This window comes from Shigella sp. SIG3 (assembly GCF_053555855.1).
Genome location: NZ_JBQZXE010000086.1, coordinates 1 through 16,156 on the forward strand (window position 1 = coordinate 1; position 16,156 = coordinate 16,156).

Consider the following 16,156-nt stretch of genomic DNA (forward strand, 5'->3'; position numbering starts at 1 on the left):
TTGAAACGATAAGTTTTTTCATAAAAACCTCATTGTTGTGACCTATCGTTATTTTATTTGATGTGCCTTGATCTCATTATGCATAAAGGCACAATGATCGCGCAAATGCAATCATAATTATAAAGGTGCCCCGAACATTAGCCATAATATGCACAAATCAGATTCCTGTTATCTCAAGGAGAATTATTTTTTAATGCGGTGCACTTCGTGACAACAAGTTAATGACTAACACACCGGCACAAATCAACATCATGCCTATGATAGCTGGCAGGTCCAGTCGTTGACCAAAAAATCCCCAGGAAAGCAAACTAATCAGAACGATACCGACTCCTGACCAGATAGCATAAGCAATCCCTGTAGGTATATAAGCCAGCGTCTGAGCTAATAACCAGAATGATGCACAATAGCAAATAATTGTGCCAACAGAGGGCCATAACCGTGTAAACCCCTCTGAAAACTTCATTAAGGTTGTACCAATGACCTCTGCAAGTATTGCGCCACCAAGATAAATATAAGGGTTCATAGCATATTCTTTCCTGTTCATACTGGAGAGAATTGTACTACAGTTTGAACACAACTCACCGTTTTCATCCTAGTGTATGTGTATCCAAGGGGCTCTGGCGTGGCAAGAGATAAAGGCAGGAACAATAATGATCAGAAGGAACCCCAGGCTAACGAATGAGTTCACTCTTCCTGGGAGCAAAGCGAAGACAAAACATGTTATCGCGTTTACGGATCGTGGATGGCAGAAAACAACCAGGATCAGGTATCCATTTTAAACCAGAAATTGAGTGAGTTTGCCCCATCCATGCCCCACGCTGTGGGATCGGATATAATTAAACAAGCATAGTCAACAGGTTACACAACCTACACCTGCATAGACATCACTTCCTGATACGCCGCCACCAGCTTATTACGCACCTGAATCCCCATTTGCATAGAAACTGAGGCTTTTTGCATATCGGTCATCACATCGTTTAGCGCCACGCCGGGTTCACCGAGGGTGAATTTTTCTGCCTGCGTGCGGGCGACTGTTTGTGTATCGCTTATGCGATCGATCGCGGCGTGCAGCTGCCCGGCAAAACTAATGGTCGGTTGCGGCAGTGATTCCTGCGCACGCGCACTCATCGCCGTAGCCTGTAACTGGCTGATAACCCCTTCAATCCCCTGTATCGCTGACATTTTCGTCTCCCGGATAATTTCTGGTAACAAAGCCTACCAGTAAGTCAATAAGACAAAGGCGCTAAATAGCAACAAAAAAACGGGTTTATTGGCGGATAGAAAAAACGAAAGCACAAATAATGGGAGCGTCAATTTTTCGAGTTTGCTGACCCGAGAGTGAGTCTTGTTCCACTTTGCCAATAACGCCGTCCATAATCAGCCACGAGGTGCGCGATGAATGCGACTGCAGCCCAGACAAAATCTCTTGAGTGGCTTAATCGCCTGCGTGCGAATCCGAAAATTCCATTGATTGTTACCGGTTCCGCGGCAGTGGCGGTCATGGTCGCACTGATCCTGTGGGCGAAAGCCCCCGACTACCGCACATTATTCAGCAATCTTTCCGATCAGGATGGTGGCGCAATTGTCAGCCAACTGACGCAAATGAATATTCCTTACCGCTTCAGCGAAGCCAGCGGCGCTATTGAGGTTCCGGCAGATAAAGTTCACGAACTGCGCCTGCGCCTGGCGCAACAAGGTTTGCCCAAAGGCGGCGCGGTCGGTTTCGAACTGCTCGATCAGGAAAAGTTTGGTATCAGCCAGTTCAGCGAACAGGTGAATTATCAGCGGGCGCTGGAAGGCGAGCTTTCTCGTACCATCGAAACTATCGGCTCGGTAAAAGGGGCGCGCGTACATCTGGCAATGCCGAAACCGTCTTTATTCGTCCGTGAACAAAAATCCCCTTCTGCATCGGTGACGGTAAATCTGTTACCCAGCCGCGCACTCGATGAAGGGCAAATTAGCGCTATTGTACATCTGGTTTCCAGCGCGGTTGCTGGTCTGCCGCCTGGAAACGTCACGCTGGTGGATCAGGGCGGGCATCTGTTAACCCAGTCCAATACCAGCGGGCGCGATCTTAATGACGCTCAGTTGAAATATGCCAGCGATGTCGAAGGCCGTATTCAGCGGCGTATTGAAGCGATCCTGTCGCCTATTGTTGGTAACGGTAATATTCACGCCTAGGTCACGGCGCAACTGGACTTCGCCAGTAAAGAACAAACGGAAGAACAGTATCGCCCTAACGGTGATGAATCTCATGCGGCGCTTCGTTCACGCCAGCTTAATGAGAGCGAGCAAAGCGGTTCCGGTTATCCGGGCGGCGTACCGGGGGCGTTGTCGAATCAACCGGCACCTGCGAATAACGCGCCAATCAGCACGCCTCCGACAAATCAAAATAACCGCCAGCAGCAGGCGAGCACCACCAGCAATAGTGGGCCGCGTAGCACACAGCGGAATGAAACCAGTAACTACGAAGTCGATCGCACCATTCGTCATACCAAAATGAACGTGGGCGATGTGCAACGTCTGTCAGTCGCGGTAGTGGTGAATTACAAAACCTTGCCAGACGGTAAACCATTGCCTCTCAGCAACGAACAGATGAAGCAAATTGAAGCTCTGACCCGCGAGGCGATGGGCTTTTCTGAAAAACGCGGTGATTCGCTCAATGTTGTTAACTCGCCGTTCAATAGCAGTGACGAAAGCGGCGGAGCACTGCCGTTTTGGCAACAGCAAGTGTTTATCGATCAGTTGCTGGCTGCCGGTCGCTGGTTGCTGGTACTGCTGGTGGCGTGGTTGCTGTGGCGGAAAGCGGTACGCCCGCAGCTAACACGTCGCGCCGAGGCGGTGAAGACTGTGCAGCAACAGGCGCAGGCCCGCGAGGAAGTGGAAGATGCGGTGGAAGTCCGTCTGAGCAAAGACGAACAACTCCAACAACGGCGCGCTAACCAACGACTGGGGGCAGAAGTCATGAGCCAGCGTATCCGTGAAATGTCTGATAACGATCCGCGCGTGGTGGCGCTGGTCATTCGCCAGTGGATAAATAACGATCATGAGTAACCTGACAGGCACCGATAAAAGCGTCATCCTGCTGATGACCATTGGCGAAGACCGGGCGGCAGAGGTGTTCAAGCACCTCTCCCAGCGCGAAGTGCAAACCCTGAGCGCTGCAATGGCGAACGTCACGCAGATCTCCAACAAGCAGCTAACCGATGTGCTGGCGGAGTTTGAGCAAGAAGCTGAACAGTTTGCTGCACTGAATATCAACGCCAACGATTATCTGCGTTCGGTATTGGTCAAAGCTCTGGGTGAAGAACGTGCCGCCAGCCTGCTGGAAGATATTCTCGAAACCCGCGATACCGCCAGCGGTATTGAAACGCTCAACTTTATGGAGCCGCAGAGCGCCGCCGATCTGATTCGCGATGAGCATCCGCAAATTATCGCCACCATTCTGGTGCATCTGAAGCGCGCCCAGGCCGCCGATATTCTGGCGTTGTTCGATGAACGTCTGCGCCACGACGTGATGTTGCGTATCGCCACCTTTGGCGGCGTGCAGCCAGCCGCGCTGGCCGAACTGACCGAAGTACTGAATGGCTTGCTCGACGGTCAGAATCTCAAGCGCAGCAAAATGGGCGGCGTGAGAACGGCAGCCGAAATTATCAACCTGATGAAAACGCAGCAGGAAGAAGCCGTTATTACCGCCGTGCGTGAATTCGACGGCGAGCTGGCGCAGAAAATCATCGACGAGATGTTCCTGTTCGAGAATCTGGTGGATGTCGATGATCGCAGCATTCAGCGTCTGTTGCAGGAAGTGGATTCCGAATCGCTGCTGATCGCGCTGAAAGGGGCCGAGCAGCCACTGCGCGAGAAATTCCTGCGCAATATGTCGCAGCGTGCCGCCGATATTCTGCGCGACGATCTCGCCAACCGTGGTCCGGTGCGTCTGTCGCAGGTCGAAAACGAACAGAAAGCGATTCTGCTGATTGTGCGCCGTCTTGCCGAAACTGGCGAGATGGTGATTGGCAGCGGCGAGGATACCTATGTCTGATAATCTGCCGTGGAAAACCTGGACGCCGGACGATCTCGCGCCACCACCGGCAGAGTTTGTGCCAATGGTCGAGTCGGAAGAAACCATTATTGAAGAGGCCGAACCCAGCCTTGAGCAGCAACTGGCGCAACTGCAAATGCAGGCCCACGAGCAGGGTTATCAGGCGGGGATTGCCGAAGGTCGCCAGCAAGGTCACGAACAGGGCTATCAGGAAGGACTGGCCCAGGGGCTGGAACAAGGTCTGGCAGAGGCGAAGGCTCAACAAGCGCCAATTCATGCCCGGATGCAGCAACTGGTCAGCGAATTTCAAACTACCCTTGATGCGCTTGATAGTGTGATAGCTTCGCGCCTGATGCAGATGGCGCTGGAGGCAGCACATCAGGTGATCGGTCAGACACCAACGGTGGATAACTCGGCACTGATCAAACAGATCCAACAGTTGTTGCAGCAAGAACCGTTATTCAGCGGGAAACCACAGCTGCGCGTACACCCGGATGATCTGCAACGTGTGGATGATATGCTCGGCGCAACTTTAAGTTTGCATGGCTGGCGCTTGCGGGGCGATCCCGCCCTCCACCCTGGCGGATGTAAAGTCTCCGCCGATGAAGGCGATCTCGACGCCAGTGTCGCCACTCGCTGGCAAGAACTCTGCCGTCTGGCAGCACTAGGAGTGGTGTAATGACCACGCGCCTGACTCGATGGCTAACCACGCTGGATAACTTTGAAGCAAAAATGGCGCAGTTGCCTGCGGTACGTCGCTACGGGCGATTAACCCGCGCTACCGGGCTGGTGCTGGAAGCCACCGGATTACAATTGCCGCTCGGCGCAACCTGTGTCATTGAGCGCCAGAACGGCAGCGAAACGCACGAAGTAGAAAGCGAAGTCGTTGGCTTTAACGGTCAACGGCTGTTTTTAATGCCGCTGGAGGAAGTGGAAGGTGTCCTGCCCGGCGCGCGTGTATATGCCAAAAACATTTCGGCAGAAGGGCTGCAAAGCGGCAAGCAGTTGCCGCTCGGTCCGGCGTTATTAGGTCGTGTTCTGGACGGTAGCGGTAAACCGCTCGATGGCCTGCCCTTCCCCGATACGACGGAAACCGGTGCGCTGATTACCCCGCCATTTAACCCGTTGCAACGTACACCGATTGAACATGTGCTGGACACCGGCGTGCGCCCAATCAATGCCCTGCTTACCGTCGGACGCGGGCAGCGTATGGGGCTGTTTGCCGGGTCGGGCGTTGGTAAAAGTGTGCTGCTGGGGATGATGGCACGTTACACCCGCGCCGATGTCATTGTCGTGGGTTTGATTGGTGAACGTGGGCGCGAAGTAAAAGATTTTATTGAGAATATCCTCGGTGCCGAAGGACGTGCACGCTCAGTGGTGATTGCCGCTCCGGCGGATGTTTCTCCGCTCCTGCGAATGCAAGGTGCCGCCTATGCCACGCGCATTGCCGAAGATTTTCGCGATCGTAGTCAGCATGTGTTGCTGATTATGGACTCCCTCACCCGCTACGCGATGGCCCAGCGTGAAATTGCGCTGGCGATTGGCGAACCACCTGCCACTAAAGGTTATCCACCGTCGGTGTTTGCCAAATTACCGGCACTGGTCGAGCGTGCCGGTAATGGCATTAGCGGCGGCGGCTCGATTACCGCGTTTTATACCGTGCTCACCGAAGGCGATGACCAGCAGGACCCCATTGCTGACTCCGCGCGGGCAATCCTCGACGGTCACATTGTGCTGTCTCGCCGACTGGCGGAAGCCGGGCACTATCCGGCTATCGATATTGAAGCGTCGATCAGTCGCGCAATGACGGCGTTGATCAGTGAGCAACATTACGCGCGAGTGCGCACCTTCAAACAGCTGTTGTCGAGTTTTCAGCGTAACCGCGATCTGGTTAGCGTCGGCGCGTATGCCAAAGGCAGCGATCCGATGCTCGATAAAGCCATCGCCCTGTGGCCGCAGCTGGAGGGCTATTTGCAACAAGGCATTTTTGAACGCGCGGACTGGGAAGCGTCTCTCCAGGGGCTGGAGCGTATTTTCCCGACAGTGTCATAACCCAGGAGATAACGGCAGATGGCGGAACATGGTGCGCTGGCGCCCCTGAAAGATCTGGCAGAAAAAGAGGTAGAGGATGCCGCTCGCCTGCTGGGTGAAATGCGTCGCGGATGTCAGCAGGCGGAAGAACAGCTCAAAATGCTGATCGATTATCAGAATGAATATCGCAATAACCTCAATAGCGATATGAGTGCCGGGATGACCAGCAACCGCTGGATCAACTATCAGCAGTTTATCCAGACGCTGGAAAAAGCCATTACTCAGCATCGCCAGCAACTTAATCAGTGGACGCAGAAAGTTGACATTGCCCTGAACAGCTGGCGAGAAAAGAAACAACGTTTGCAGGCCTGGCAGACACTGCAGGAACGGCAATCCACGGCGGCACTGCTTGCAGAAAACCGCCTCGATCAGAAAAAGATGGATGAGTTCGCCCAGCGCGCCGCCATGAGGAAACCTGAATGATTCGCTTAGCGCCCTTGATTACCGCCGACGTTGACACCACCACATTGCCTGGCGGCAAAGCCAGCGATGCTGCACAAGATTTTCTAACGTTGTTGAGCGAAGCATTAGCAGGCGAGACAACAACTGACAAAGCGGCCCCCCAGTTGCTGGTGGCAACAGATAAGCCCACGACAAAAGGCGAGCCGCTGGTCAGCGATATTCTTGCCGATGCGCAACAAGCGGATTTACTGATCCCTGTGGATGAAACACTTCCTGTCATCAACGACGAACAATCCACATCAACACCGTTAACCACCGCTCAGACAATGACGTTGGCTGCGGTGGCTGACAAAAATACGACAAAAGACGAAAAAGCGGATGATCTTAATGAAGACGTCACCGCAAGTCTGAGCGCCCTTTTTGCGATGTTGCCGGGTTTTGACAATACGCCCAAAGTGACTGATGCACCGTCAACCGTGTTACCGGCAGAGAAACCAACGCTCTTCACAAAACTGACTTCTGCGCAACTCACTACAGCACAGCCTGATGACGCCCCCGGCACACCAGCTCAGCCATTAACACCGCTGGTAGCAGAAGCCCAGAGTAAAGCGGAAGTCATCAGCACGCCTTCGCCGGTGACCGCTGACGCCAGCCCGCTAATCACTCCACACCAGACACAGCCACTGCCCACCGTCGCCGCGCCTGTTTTGAGTGCATCGCTGGGTTCTCACGAATGGCAACAATCATTGAGCCAGCATATTTCGCTGTTCACCCGCCAGGGGCAACAAAGTGCAGAGTTGCGTCTGCACCCACAGGATTTAGGTGAAGTGCAAATTTCCCTCAAAGTGGATGATAACCAGGCGCAGATCCAGATGATTTCACCGCATCAGCACGTACGCGCCGCCCTGGAAGCAGCGCTGCCGGTACTGCGTACGCAGCTGGCCGAAAGTGGCATTCAGTTAGGGCAAAGCAACATTAGTGGCGAAAGCTTTAGTGGTCAGCAGCAGGCCGCTTCCCAGCAACAGCAAAGCCAACGCACAGCAAACCATGAACCTCTGGCGGGGGATGACGACGATACGCTTCCGGTTCCCGTCTCTTTACAAGGGCGTGTAACAGGTAACAGCGGCGTTGATATTTTCGCCTAACGTCAGAGGTAGCACCGTAATCCGCGTCTTTTCCCCGCTTTGTTGCGCTCAAGACGCAGGATAATTAGCCGATAAGCAGTAGCGACACAGGAAGACCGCAACACATGACTGATTACGCGATAAGCAAGAAAAGCAAGCGATCGCTTTGGATCCCGATTCTGGTATTCATTACCCTCGCGGCCTGTGCCAGCGCAGGTTACAGCTACTGGCATTCGCATCAGGTTGCCGCTGACGACAAAGCGCAGCAACGCGTCGTGCCCTCCCCGGTCTTCTATGCGCTGGATACCTTTACGGTCAATTTGGGCGATGCGGATCGCGTGCTTTATATCGGCATAACCCTGCGACTGAAAGATGAAGCAACCCGCTCGCGGCTGAGTGAGTATTTGCCGGAAGTCCGTAGTCGCTTGCTGTTACTGTTTTCACGTCAGGATGCTGCCGTACTGGCGACAGAAGAAGGCAAGAAAAACCTGATTGCCGAGATTAAAACCACACTTTCCACCCCGCTTGTTGCCGGGCAACCGAAACAGGATGTCACCGACGTGCTGTATACCGCTTTTATTCTGCGATAACGACATGGGCGATAGTATTCTTTCTCAAGCTGAAATTGATGCGCTGTTGAATGGTGACAGCGAAGTCAAAGACGAACCGACAGCCAGTGTTAGCGGCGAAAGTGACATTCGTCCGTACGATCCGAATACCCAACGACGGGTTGTGCGCGAACGTTTGCAGGCGCTGGAAATCATTAATGAGCGCTTTGCCCGCCATTTTCGTATGGGGCTGTTCAACCTGCTGCGCCGTAGCCCGGACATTACCGTCGGGGCCATCCGCATTCAGCCATACCATGAATTTGCCCGCAACCTGCCGGTGCCGACCAACCTGAACCTAATCCACCTGAAACCGCTACGCGGCACAGGGCTGGTAGTGTTCTCGCCGAGTCTGGTGTTTATCGCCGTGGATAACCTGTTTGGCGGCGATGGACGCTTCCCGACCAAAGTGGAAGGTCGCGAGTTTACCCATACTGAACAGCGCGTCATCAACCGTATGTTGAAGCTGGCGCTGGAAGGCTATAGCGACGCCTGGAAAGCGATTAATCCGCTGGAAGTTGAGTACGTGCGTTCGGAAATGCAGGTGGAATTTACCAATATCACCACCTCGCCGAACGACATTGTGGTTAACACGCCGTTCCATGTGGAGATTGGCAACCTGACCGGCGAATTTAATATCTGCCTGCCATTCAGCATGATCGAGCCGCTACGGGAATTGTTGGTTAACCCGCCGCTGGAAAACTCGCGTAATGAAGATCAGAACTGGCGCGATAACCTGGTGCGCCAGGTGCAGCATTCACAGCTGGAACTGGTGGCCAACTTTGCCGATATCTCGCTACGCCTGTCGCAGATTTTAAAACTGAAACCCGGCGACATCCTGCCGATAGAAAAACCCGATCGCATCATCGCCCATGTTGACGGCGTCCCGGTTCTGACCAGTCAGTACGGCACTCTCAACGGTCAGTATGCGTTACGGATAGAACATTTGATTAACCCGATTTTAAATTCTCTGAACGAGGAACAGCCCAAATGAGTGACATGAATAATCCGGCCGATGACAACAACGGCGCAATGGACGATCTGTGGGCTGAAGCGTTGAGCGAGCAAAAATCAACCAGCGAAAAAAGCGCTGCCGACGCGGTGTTCCAGCAATTTGGCGGTGGTGATGTCAGCGGAACGTTGCAGGATATCGACCTGATTATGGATATTCCGGTCAAGCTGACCGTCGAGCTGGGCCGTACGCGGATGACCATCAAAGAGCTGTTGCGTCTGACGCAAGGGTCAGTCGTGGCGCTGGACGGTCTGGCGGGCGAACCGCTGGATATTCTGAACAACGGTTATTTAATCGCCCAAGGCGAAGTGGTGGTTGTTGCCGATAAATATGGCGTGCGGATCACCGATATCATTACCCCGTCCGAGCGGATGCGCCGCCTGAGCCGTTAGTGATGAATAACCATGCTACTGTGCAATCTTCCGCGCCGGTTTCTGCTGAGCCACTGCTGCAGGTGAGCGGCGCACTCATCGCCATTATTGCCCTGATCCTCGCTGCTGCCTGGCTGGTAAAACGGCTGGGATTTGCCCCTAAACGCACTGGCGTTAACGGTCTGAAAATTAGCGCCAGTGCTTCGCTGGGCGCGCGTGAACGGGTCGTGGTGGTCGATGTGGAAGATGCACGGCTGGTGCTCGGCGTTACCGCAGGGCAAATCAATCTGCTGCATAAACTTCCCCCTTCAGCACCAACGGAAGAGATACCGCAGACCGATTTTCAGTCGGTCATGAAAAATTTGCTTAAGCGTGGCGGGAGATCCTGATGCGTCGTTTGTTTTCTGTCGCACCGGTCCTTCTCTGGCTGATTATGCCCCTCGCCTTCGCGCAACTGCCGGGTATCACCAGCCAGCCGCTACCTGGCGGTGGACAAAGCTGGTCGCTCCCGGTGCAGACGCTGGTGTTCATCACCTCGTTGACGTTCATTCCAGCGATTTTACTGATGATGACCAGTTTCACCCGCATCATTATTGTTTTTGGTTTATTGCGTAACGCGCTGGGAACGCCCTCCGCGCCACCTAACCAGGTATTGCTGGGGCTGGCACTGTTTTTGACCTTTTTTATTATGTCGCCAGTGATCGACAAAATTTATGTCGATGCGTACCAGCCATTCAGCGAAGAGAAAATCTCAATGCAGGAGGCGCTGGAAAAAGGGGCGCAGCCGCTGCGTGAGTTTATGCTGCGTCAGACCCGCGAGGCAGATTTAGGGTTGTTTGCCAGACTGGCGAATACCGGCCCGTTGCAGGGGCCTGAAGCTGTACCGATGCGCATTTTGCTCCCGGCCTACGTGACCAGCGAGTTGAAAACCGCATTTCAGATAGGCTTCACGATTTTCATCCCTTTTTTGATTATCGACCTGGTGATTGCCAGCGTGTTGATGGCATTGGGGATGATGATGGTTCCCCCCGCCACCATTGCTCTGCCCTTTAAACTGATGCTGTTTGTACTGGTGGATGGCTGGCAATTGCTGGTCGGTTCGCTGGCGCAGAGCTTTTACAGCTAGAGAGGCAAAATGACACCTGAATCGGTCATGATGATGGGAACTGAAGCGATGAAAGTCGCGCTGGCACTGGCAGCCCCGCTGTTGCTGGTAGCGCTGGTCACGGGCCTTATCATCAGTATTTTGCAGGCAGCCACGCAGATTAACGAAATGACGCTGTCGTTTATTCCGAAAATCATCGCCGTATTTATCGCCATCATTATTGCCGGACCGTGGATGCTCAATCTGTTGCTGGATTACGTCCGCACCTTGTTCACTAACCTGCCGTATATCATCGGGTAGCCCGTACAATGATGCAGGAGACAAGCGATCAATGGCTTTCCTGGTTAAGCCTGTACTTCTGGCCGTTACTGCGCGTGCTGGCGCTCATTTCTACCGCGCCAATTCTGAGCGAACGCAGCGTGCCGAAACGGGTAAAACTGGGTCTGGCAATGATGATCACGTTCGCCATTGCCCCATCATTACCTGCCAACGATGTTCCTGTTTTTTCGTTCTTTGCTCTGTGGCTGGCCGTGCAGCAGATCCTGATCGGCATTGCGCTTGGTTTTACCATGCAATTTGCCTTTGCCGCTGTGCGAACCGCTGGCGAAATTATCGGTCTGCAAATGGGGCTGTCATTTGCGACATTTAACGGTCATTTATGGTTGATTTCACTGCTGGTCGATACCTTTCACACCCTGCCGATTGGTAGCGAACCGTTGAACAGCAATGCGTTTCTGGCACCCACCAAAGCAGGGAGTTTGATTTTCCTTAACGGGCTGATGCTGGCGTTACCGCTCATTACTCTGTTGCTGACCCTGAATCTGGCATTAGGTTTACTGAATCGTATGGCCCCGCAATTATCCATTTTTGTTATTGGATTTCCATTAACTCTGACTGTCGGCATCTCTTTAATGGCGGCATTAATGCCGTTAATTGCGCCTTTTTGCGAACATTTATTCAGTGAAATTTTTAATTTGCTGGCTGATATTATTAGTGAATTACCATTAATATAATTCCGTAACGTTTATCATGCTACCCTAAGGATTATCCGAAAAATAATATCTGCGAACATCTTCCAGGATACTCCTGTAGCGAAATATTTGTTTTAAGCTCACTCACATATCGCAACATTTACTTTAAGACAATTCCAGGCAAATTATACAACACTTTACGGGATAGTAAGTCCGCCTGAAAAATTGCGAGAGTGGCGCATTAGGTGACCCATGTTGTTCCGTTTAGTCATGATGAAATATTCAGGTAAGGGGAATTATCGTTACGCATTGAGTGAGGGTATGCCATGTCAACGATTATTATGGATTTATGTAGTTACACCCGACTAGGTTTAACCGGGTATCTGTTGAGTAGAGGGGTTAAAAAAAGAGAAATCAACGACATTGAAACCGTTGATGACCTTGCCATAGCTTGTGATTCACAGCGTCCTTCAGTGGTGTTTATTAATGAGGACTGTTTCATCCACGATGCTTCTAACAGTCAGCGCATCAAGCACATCATTAATCAACATCCCAATACGTTATTTATCGTTTTTATGGCAATTGCCAATGTTCATTTTGATGAATATCTATTGGTCAGAAAAAATTTATTGATCAGTTCTAAATCGATTAAACCGGAATCTCTCGACGATATCCTTGGCGATATTCTGAAAAAAGAGACAACGATAACCTCGTTTTTAAATATGCCGACGTTATCATTGAGCCGAACCGAATCGAGTATGTTGCGAATGTGGATGGCAGGTCAGGGAACCATTCAAATCTCCGACCAAATGAATATCAAAGCCAAGACCGTTTCATCGCATAAAGGTAATATTAAACGTAAGATCAAAACGCATAATAAACAGGTTATCTACCATGTCGTCCGACTGACGGATAATGTGACTAATGGTATTTTTGTCAACATGCGCTAACACATTCTGACTGGTGGTTTCCCACCAGTCAGGCTGAATAAGATTACTCTGCTTTCTCAACAAAGATACCGTCCTGATGCCCTGCTTCATTAAAGAACCAGATGCCGAGCGGGTAGTCTTCCAGCGCAACCAGGTACATTGTGCCTTCACTAAACTCCTCAACTGCCAGTACCACTCCAGGACGACGCGGACCGCTATCCGTTTTGACTGTTACCCGATCATTCACCTTCATCGTTTTCCTCCTGTGGCTTTGTGCCAGTGTAGAACAATTTCGTTTTTCTGGCAGCGCCAAGCGCGCGCGAGTGCTGATTTTCTCGACGGTCTATACTTAAGAGATGCCAGGCGGACTTAACGACTGGCGGCAACAACAGAGTAACGGTTGCGAGGAAAGATGATGAAAACCGCAAAAGTGTACAGCGATACCGCAAAACGTGAGGTCAGCGTCGATGTCGATGCCCTGCTGGCGGCGATCAATGAAATTAGCGAAAGCGAAGTTCATCGCAGCCAGAACGATTCTGAACACGTTAGCGTCGATGGACGTGAATATCATACATGGCGTGAATTGGCGGATGCCTTCGAACTGGATATTCATGACTTCAGCGTCTCTGAAGTGAATCGTTGAATGCACAATAAAAAAATCCCGACCCTGAGGGTGTCGGGATGAAACTTGCTTAAGCAAGAAGCACTTAAAAAATTCGTTACACCAGGAAATCTGATGTGTTCATCACCTTATCTGCAATTTTTTTCGCTGACAAGAAAATATTCGCGCTATGAATGATTAACGCTACTTATGAATAGAAATGTGACGCGCGTCACCCCTTGGTGGCTCTGGTGTCAACGGGATCGCTCCCGAAAAAATCATCTTTGATTATTTGTGCTGTTTTGAGAATCATCCTGGTAAGGGGAGTACTGCGCGACCATGTTTTCAATTCAACAACCACTACTGGTTTTTAGCGATCTTGATGGCACCCTGCTGGACAGTCATAGTTATGACTGGCAACCGGCAGCCCCCTGGCTCAGCCGTTTACACGAAGCCAATATTCCCGTCATTCTCTGTAGCAGTAAAACTTCAGCGGAAATGCTGTACTTGCAAAAAATGTTGGGGCTACAAGGCTTACCGCTGATTGCAGAGAATGGCGCAGTGATCCAGCTTGCTGAACAATGGCAGGATATAGACGGTTTTCCACGCATCATCTCAGGTATTAGCCATGGCGAAATCTGCCAGGTTTTAAATACGCTACGCGAGAAAGAACATTTTAAATTCACGACTTTTGATGATGTCGACGATGCAACCATTGCCGAATGGACGGGATTAAGCCGTAGCTAGGCGGCGCTGACGCAGCTGCATGAGGCGTCGGTAACGCTAATCTGGCGCGACAGTGACGAGCGTATGGCACAATTTATCGCTCGTCTGAACGAACTGGGCTTGCAGTTTATGCAGGGTGCGCGCTTCTGGCACGTACTGGATGCCTCTGCCGGAAAAGATCAGGCTGCCAACTGGATTATCGCGACCTATCAACAATTGTCAGGCAGACGCCCAACCACACTTGGCCTGGGCGATGGGCCAAACGATGCGCCTTTACTGGAGGTAATGGATTACGCGGTGATTGTGAAAGGGCTAAACCGTGAAGGGGTACATCTGCATGATGAGGATCCGGCCCGCGTCTGGCGAACGCAGCGTGAAGGACCGGAAGGCTGGCGTGAAGGGCTGGACCATTTTTTCTCCGCCCGTTAAGCGTGATCGCTCGCGAATACCCGATTGCGCCCGGCCTGTTTTGCGAGGTAAAGCCGACGGTCGGCCAATGACTGGAGTTGTTCAAAATCATAATCACCGGTTTCCTCGCTGCTACTTACCCCCAGCGAGGCACTGATGCGTATCGTTGTACTCTTGGCGATCAGCATCTCTTTTTCATTTAACTTCAGGCGAATACGTTCTGCGACCTCCGCAGCCTGCGTCAGATTCGCGCCTGGCAGAATCACACAAAACTCCTCACCACCGACCCGCCCGGCAACGTCCTGCGCACGCAAGGAACTGCTAATTAATCCGGCAGCATGAGAAAGAACACGGTCGCCCGCCTGATGACCAAAGCGGTCATTAATCGCTTTAAAATGGTCAAGATCGACCTGAATGACAGAAAAAGGATGTTGGTGCGTCTGACACAATTTAGCGAGCGGACGGGCTTTTTCGAACAGTGCGCCACGGTTATATAAACGCGTTAAGGTGTCGTGCCACGCCTGCCACTGCAACGAGCTTTGCAGAACATACATGTTGCTGACCATCCGGCGAATCACATACCAGGAAAGGAGTAACATGGTGGTAAAGAGCGCCCACAGCAGGGTTAATGCAATGCTGATACTGCCGAAATCGCCGCGCACGCCTTCGCTTAGCGTATGGACGCGCGCCAGCACACCGTCGAAATGGTCCAGACGTTCCCAGCTAACATAGCGACTGTCCATACGAATGCCGCCCCGCGTGTCATGTTCCATTGCCTGCGCCAGCAAGGCCAGTTCACGAGGATCAAAAATATTCCCTGTTGGATGGTCAGGATTGGAAGAGGTCAAAAATATCAGCTTACTGTCATAGAGCTGATACTCACCATCGAGGTTTTTATCGATGGCGTTTCTTAAAAATTGCTGCATAGTACGCACGGGAATACTCATCCCCAGCACGCCATACCAGTAGTTATTACTGTCTACCGGAACACTGACGGTAACCTGCGGTTCAGTATTGCTGGCGTGTTCCGGTTGCGAAGTGAACCAGCGTACCGCGCGGTGACGATTTTCTCGTTGCGAATGGCCGATAAACCAGGGTTGGGTGACATAGCCGTAATAACGCGTTGGTACATTGCGCATAAACAAGGTCGGCTGCGTCGAAACGTAAAATCCAGCACGCGAGACATACATCGCCTGTTCAACCATCGACGAGGAGTTGTGCGCCAGTCGCAGCAAGTAACCAACTTCCAGTGCAGCGGTAATTTCATTGTCGAGGCTTTCATTTTCGCGAGACAGGAAATTCCCCTCGCTGACTAATGCATCCGATACGCCATTGACTGGCAGGGTGCGCCGTCGGTTGAGTTCGATTTGCCAGGCGTGCTCGTCGCGATGCTGTTCGAACTCGGTTACGGCATTACGCAGAGAGGTGAAATCCAGTGGCGCCACGAGAGCTTCGCGCATGCCATTACGCAAAAAGATCAGTTTGTCGACGTTATACTGCAAATGCTTATCGAGCGCGTTGGCTACGTTTTCCAGATGATTACGCTGGCTGGAGATATAGGCATCTTCCAGCACCACCACTTCACGCCAGGTGAGCAAGGTGGAAAAAAGCAATACCACGATAAAGCAGAGATTAACGACATGACCGGGCCCCAGGCGGCGTGCGAGTTTTTTCAACCAGCTCTGGTTTTCCATTTTTGTCTCGTGCTGCACCCTGACGACTCCCAACCTGCTTTTTTATGATTCTGGCATAACCCGGCAATAGCGTAC

The 16,156-nt window shown here is 52.0% G+C and carries 18 protein-coding genes and 2 pseudogenes; 16 read left to right on the forward strand and 4 right to left on the reverse strand.

Features of this window, described 5'->3' with window-relative positions:
• Nucleotides 1–190: 190 nt before the first annotated feature.
• Together emrE and fliE are read right to left on the reverse strand one after the other, a co-directional pair.
• Complete coding sequence (gene emrE / locus ACUU1I_RS14590) at nt 191–523, reverse strand: multidrug efflux SMR transporter EmrE (RefSeq protein WP_001070440.1); 333 nt, start codon at nt 521–523, stop codon at nt 191–193.
• Between the two features lie 344 nt (nt 524–867).
• Complete coding sequence (gene fliE, locus ACUU1I_RS14595; RefSeq protein WP_001274298.1) at nt 868–1,182, reverse strand: flagellar hook-basal body complex protein FliE; 315 nt, start codon at nt 1,180–1,182, stop codon at nt 868–870.
• 213 nt (nt 1,183–1,395) lie between these two features.
• Here fliE and fliF point away from each other — a divergent pair.
• From fliF to rcsA, 14 genes and pseudogenes are all read left to right on the forward strand, one after another.
• A pseudogene (gene fliF / locus ACUU1I_RS14600) lies at nt 1,396–3,054 on the forward strand (flagellar basal-body MS-ring/collar protein FliF).
• Nucleotides 3,047–4,042 (forward strand): flagellar motor switch protein FliG, encoded by a 996-nt coding sequence (fliG, locus tag ACUU1I_RS14605; protein ID WP_000067950.1) that lies wholly within the window; start codon nt 3,047–3,049, stop codon nt 4,040–4,042. The pseudogene fliF and the gene fliG overlap by 8 nt, the downstream one beginning before the upstream one ends.
• Complete coding sequence (fliH, locus tag ACUU1I_RS14610) at nt 4,035–4,721, forward strand: flagellar assembly protein FliH (RefSeq protein WP_449144850.1); 687 nt, start codon at nt 4,035–4,037, stop codon at nt 4,719–4,721. The genes fliG and fliH overlap by 8 nt, the downstream gene beginning before the upstream one ends.
• Complete coding sequence (gene fliI, locus ACUU1I_RS14615; protein ID WP_000213280.1) at nt 4,721–6,094, forward strand: flagellar protein export ATPase FliI; 1,374 nt, start codon at nt 4,721–4,723, stop codon at nt 6,092–6,094. The genes fliH and fliI overlap by 1 nt, the downstream gene beginning before the upstream one ends.
• An 18-nt stretch (nt 6,095–6,112) precedes the next feature.
• Nucleotides 6,113–6,556: a flagellar export protein FliJ gene (gene fliJ, locus ACUU1I_RS14620; RefSeq protein ID WP_001619549.1), complete on the forward strand. Its 444-nt coding sequence runs from the start codon at nt 6,113–6,115 to the stop codon at nt 6,554–6,556.
• Nucleotides 6,553–7,680, forward strand: coding sequence for a flagellar hook-length control protein FliK (locus ACUU1I_RS14625; protein WP_000620125.1), 1,128 nt, complete (start codon nt 6,553–6,555; stop codon nt 7,678–7,680). The genes fliJ and ACUU1I_RS14625 overlap by 4 nt, the downstream gene beginning before the upstream one ends.
• Nucleotides 7,681–7,784: 104 nt before the next feature.
• Nucleotides 7,785–8,249 (forward strand): flagellar basal body-associated protein FliL, encoded by a 465-nt coding sequence (gene fliL, locus ACUU1I_RS14630; protein WP_000133106.1) that lies wholly within the window; start codon nt 7,785–7,787, stop codon nt 8,247–8,249.
• 4 nt (nt 8,250–8,253) lie between these two features.
• A complete protein-coding gene (fliM, locus tag ACUU1I_RS14635) occupies nt 8,254–9,258 on the forward strand; it encodes a flagellar motor switch protein FliM (protein WP_005069163.1) in 1,005 nt (334 codons plus the stop codon).
• Nucleotides 9,255–9,668 (forward strand): flagellar motor switch protein FliN, encoded by a 414-nt coding sequence (gene fliN, locus ACUU1I_RS14640; protein ID WP_001282087.1) that lies wholly within the window; start codon nt 9,255–9,257, stop codon nt 9,666–9,668. Before fliM ends, fliN begins: the two co-directional genes overlap by 4 nt.
• Nucleotides 9,669–9,670: 2 nt before the next feature.
• Nucleotides 9,671–10,036, forward strand: coding sequence for a flagellar biosynthetic protein FliO (fliO, locus tag ACUU1I_RS14645; RefSeq protein WP_001298519.1), 366 nt, complete (start codon nt 9,671–9,673; stop codon nt 10,034–10,036).
• Nucleotides 10,036–10,773 (forward strand): flagellar type III secretion system pore protein FliP, encoded by a 738-nt coding sequence (fliP, locus tag ACUU1I_RS14650; RefSeq protein WP_001253317.1) that lies wholly within the window; start codon nt 10,036–10,038, stop codon nt 10,771–10,773. Before fliO ends, fliP begins: the two co-directional genes overlap by 1 nt.
• A 9-nt stretch (nt 10,774–10,782) precedes the next feature.
• Nucleotides 10,783–11,052, forward strand: a complete 270-nt coding sequence (gene fliQ, locus ACUU1I_RS14655; RefSeq protein ID WP_000187358.1) for a flagellar biosynthesis protein FliQ — start codon at nt 10,783–10,785, stop codon at nt 11,050–11,052.
• Nucleotides 11,053–11,060: 8 nt separating this feature from the next.
• Nucleotides 11,061–11,765 (forward strand): flagellar biosynthetic protein FliR, encoded by a 705-nt coding sequence (locus ACUU1I_RS14660; RefSeq protein WP_000983187.1) that lies wholly within the window; start codon nt 11,061–11,063, stop codon nt 11,763–11,765.
• 284 nt (nt 11,766–12,049) lie between these two features.
• The gene (gene rcsA, locus ACUU1I_RS14665) at nt 12,050–12,673 is read left to right on the forward strand and encodes a transcriptional regulator RcsA (RefSeq protein WP_000103994.1); all 624 of its coding nucleotides are present in this window, start codon (nt 12,050–12,052) and stop codon (nt 12,671–12,673) included.
• A 43-nt stretch (nt 12,674–12,716) separates the two neighbouring features.
• Here the strand turns inward: rcsA and dsrB are convergent, their stop codons facing one another.
• Entirely contained in the window at nt 12,717–12,905 is a 189-nt protein-coding gene (gene dsrB / locus ACUU1I_RS14670; protein WP_000867222.1) for a protein DsrB, read from the reverse strand.
• A 162-nt stretch (nt 12,906–13,067) separates the two neighbouring features.
• On the opposite strand from dsrB, the gene yodD reads away from it, so the two are divergent.
• Together yodD and ACUU1I_RS14680 are read left to right on the forward strand one after the other, a co-directional pair.
• Nucleotides 13,068–13,295 (forward strand): peroxide/acid resistance protein YodD, encoded by a 228-nt coding sequence (gene yodD / locus ACUU1I_RS14675; RefSeq protein WP_005048789.1) that lies wholly within the window; start codon nt 13,068–13,070, stop codon nt 13,293–13,295.
• Nucleotides 13,296–13,592: 297 nt separating this feature from the next.
• Nucleotides 13,593–14,408: pseudogene (locus ACUU1I_RS14680) on the forward strand (mannosyl-3-phosphoglycerate phosphatase-related protein).
• Here ACUU1I_RS14680 and dgcQ read toward each other — a convergent pair.
• Nucleotides 14,405–16,099, reverse strand: coding sequence for a cellulose biosynthesis regulator diguanylate cyclase DgcQ (dgcQ, locus tag ACUU1I_RS14685; RefSeq protein WP_094110494.1), 1,695 nt, complete (start codon nt 16,097–16,099; stop codon nt 14,405–14,407). The pseudogene ACUU1I_RS14680 and the gene dgcQ overlap by 4 nt on opposite strands.
• Nucleotides 16,100–16,156 lie beyond the last annotated feature (57 nt).

Bases quoted from the DNA above. Each gene is read 5' to 3' on its own strand.
- fliJ (WP_001619549.1), top strand. From the start codon at position 6,113: ATGGCGGAACATGGTGCGCTGGCGCCCCTGAAAGATCTGGCAGAAAAA.
- dsrB (WP_000867222.1), bottom strand. From the start codon at position 12,905: ATGAAGGTGAATGATCGGGTAACAGTCAAAACGGATAGCGGTCCGCGT.
- fliG (WP_000067950.1), top strand. From the start codon at position 3,047: ATGAGTAACCTGACAGGCACCGATAAAAGCGTCATCCTGCTGATGACC.
- fliQ (WP_000187358.1), top strand. From the start codon at position 10,783: ATGACACCTGAATCGGTCATGATGATGGGAACTGAAGCGATGAAAGTC.
- fliL (WP_000133106.1), top strand. From the start codon at position 7,785: ATGACTGATTACGCGATAAGCAAGAAAAGCAAGCGATCGCTTTGGATC.
- emrE (WP_001070440.1), bottom strand. From the start codon at position 523: ATGAACCCTTATATTTATCTTGGTGGCGCAATACTTGCAGAGGTCATT.
- fliN (WP_001282087.1), top strand. From the start codon at position 9,255: ATGAGTGACATGAATAATCCGGCCGATGACAACAACGGCGCAATGGAC.
- rcsA (WP_000103994.1), top strand. From the start codon at position 12,050: ATGTCAACGATTATTATGGATTTATGTAGTTACACCCGACTAGGTTTA.
- fliM (WP_005069163.1), top strand. From the start codon at position 8,254: ATGGGCGATAGTATTCTTTCTCAAGCTGAAATTGATGCGCTGTTGAAT.
- fliH (WP_449144850.1), top strand. From the start codon at position 4,035: ATGTCTGATAATCTGCCGTGGAAAACCTGGACGCCGGACGATCTCGCG.
- fliE (WP_001274298.1), bottom strand. From the start codon at position 1,182: ATGTCAGCGATACAGGGGATTGAAGGGGTTATCAGCCAGTTACAGGCT.
- fliO (WP_001298519.1), top strand. From the start codon at position 9,671: ATGAATAACCATGCTACTGTGCAATCTTCCGCGCCGGTTTCTGCTGAG.
- fliP (WP_001253317.1), top strand. From the start codon at position 10,036: ATGCGTCGTTTGTTTTCTGTCGCACCGGTCCTTCTCTGGCTGATTATG.
- fliI (WP_000213280.1), top strand. From the start codon at position 4,721: ATGACCACGCGCCTGACTCGATGGCTAACCACGCTGGATAACTTTGAA.
- yodD (WP_005048789.1), top strand. From the start codon at position 13,068: ATGAAAACCGCAAAAGTGTACAGCGATACCGCAAAACGTGAGGTCAGC.
- ACUU1I_RS14660 (WP_000983187.1), top strand. From the start codon at position 11,061: ATGATGCAGGAGACAAGCGATCAATGGCTTTCCTGGTTAAGCCTGTAC.
- ACUU1I_RS14625 (WP_000620125.1), top strand. From the start codon at position 6,553: ATGATTCGCTTAGCGCCCTTGATTACCGCCGACGTTGACACCACCACA.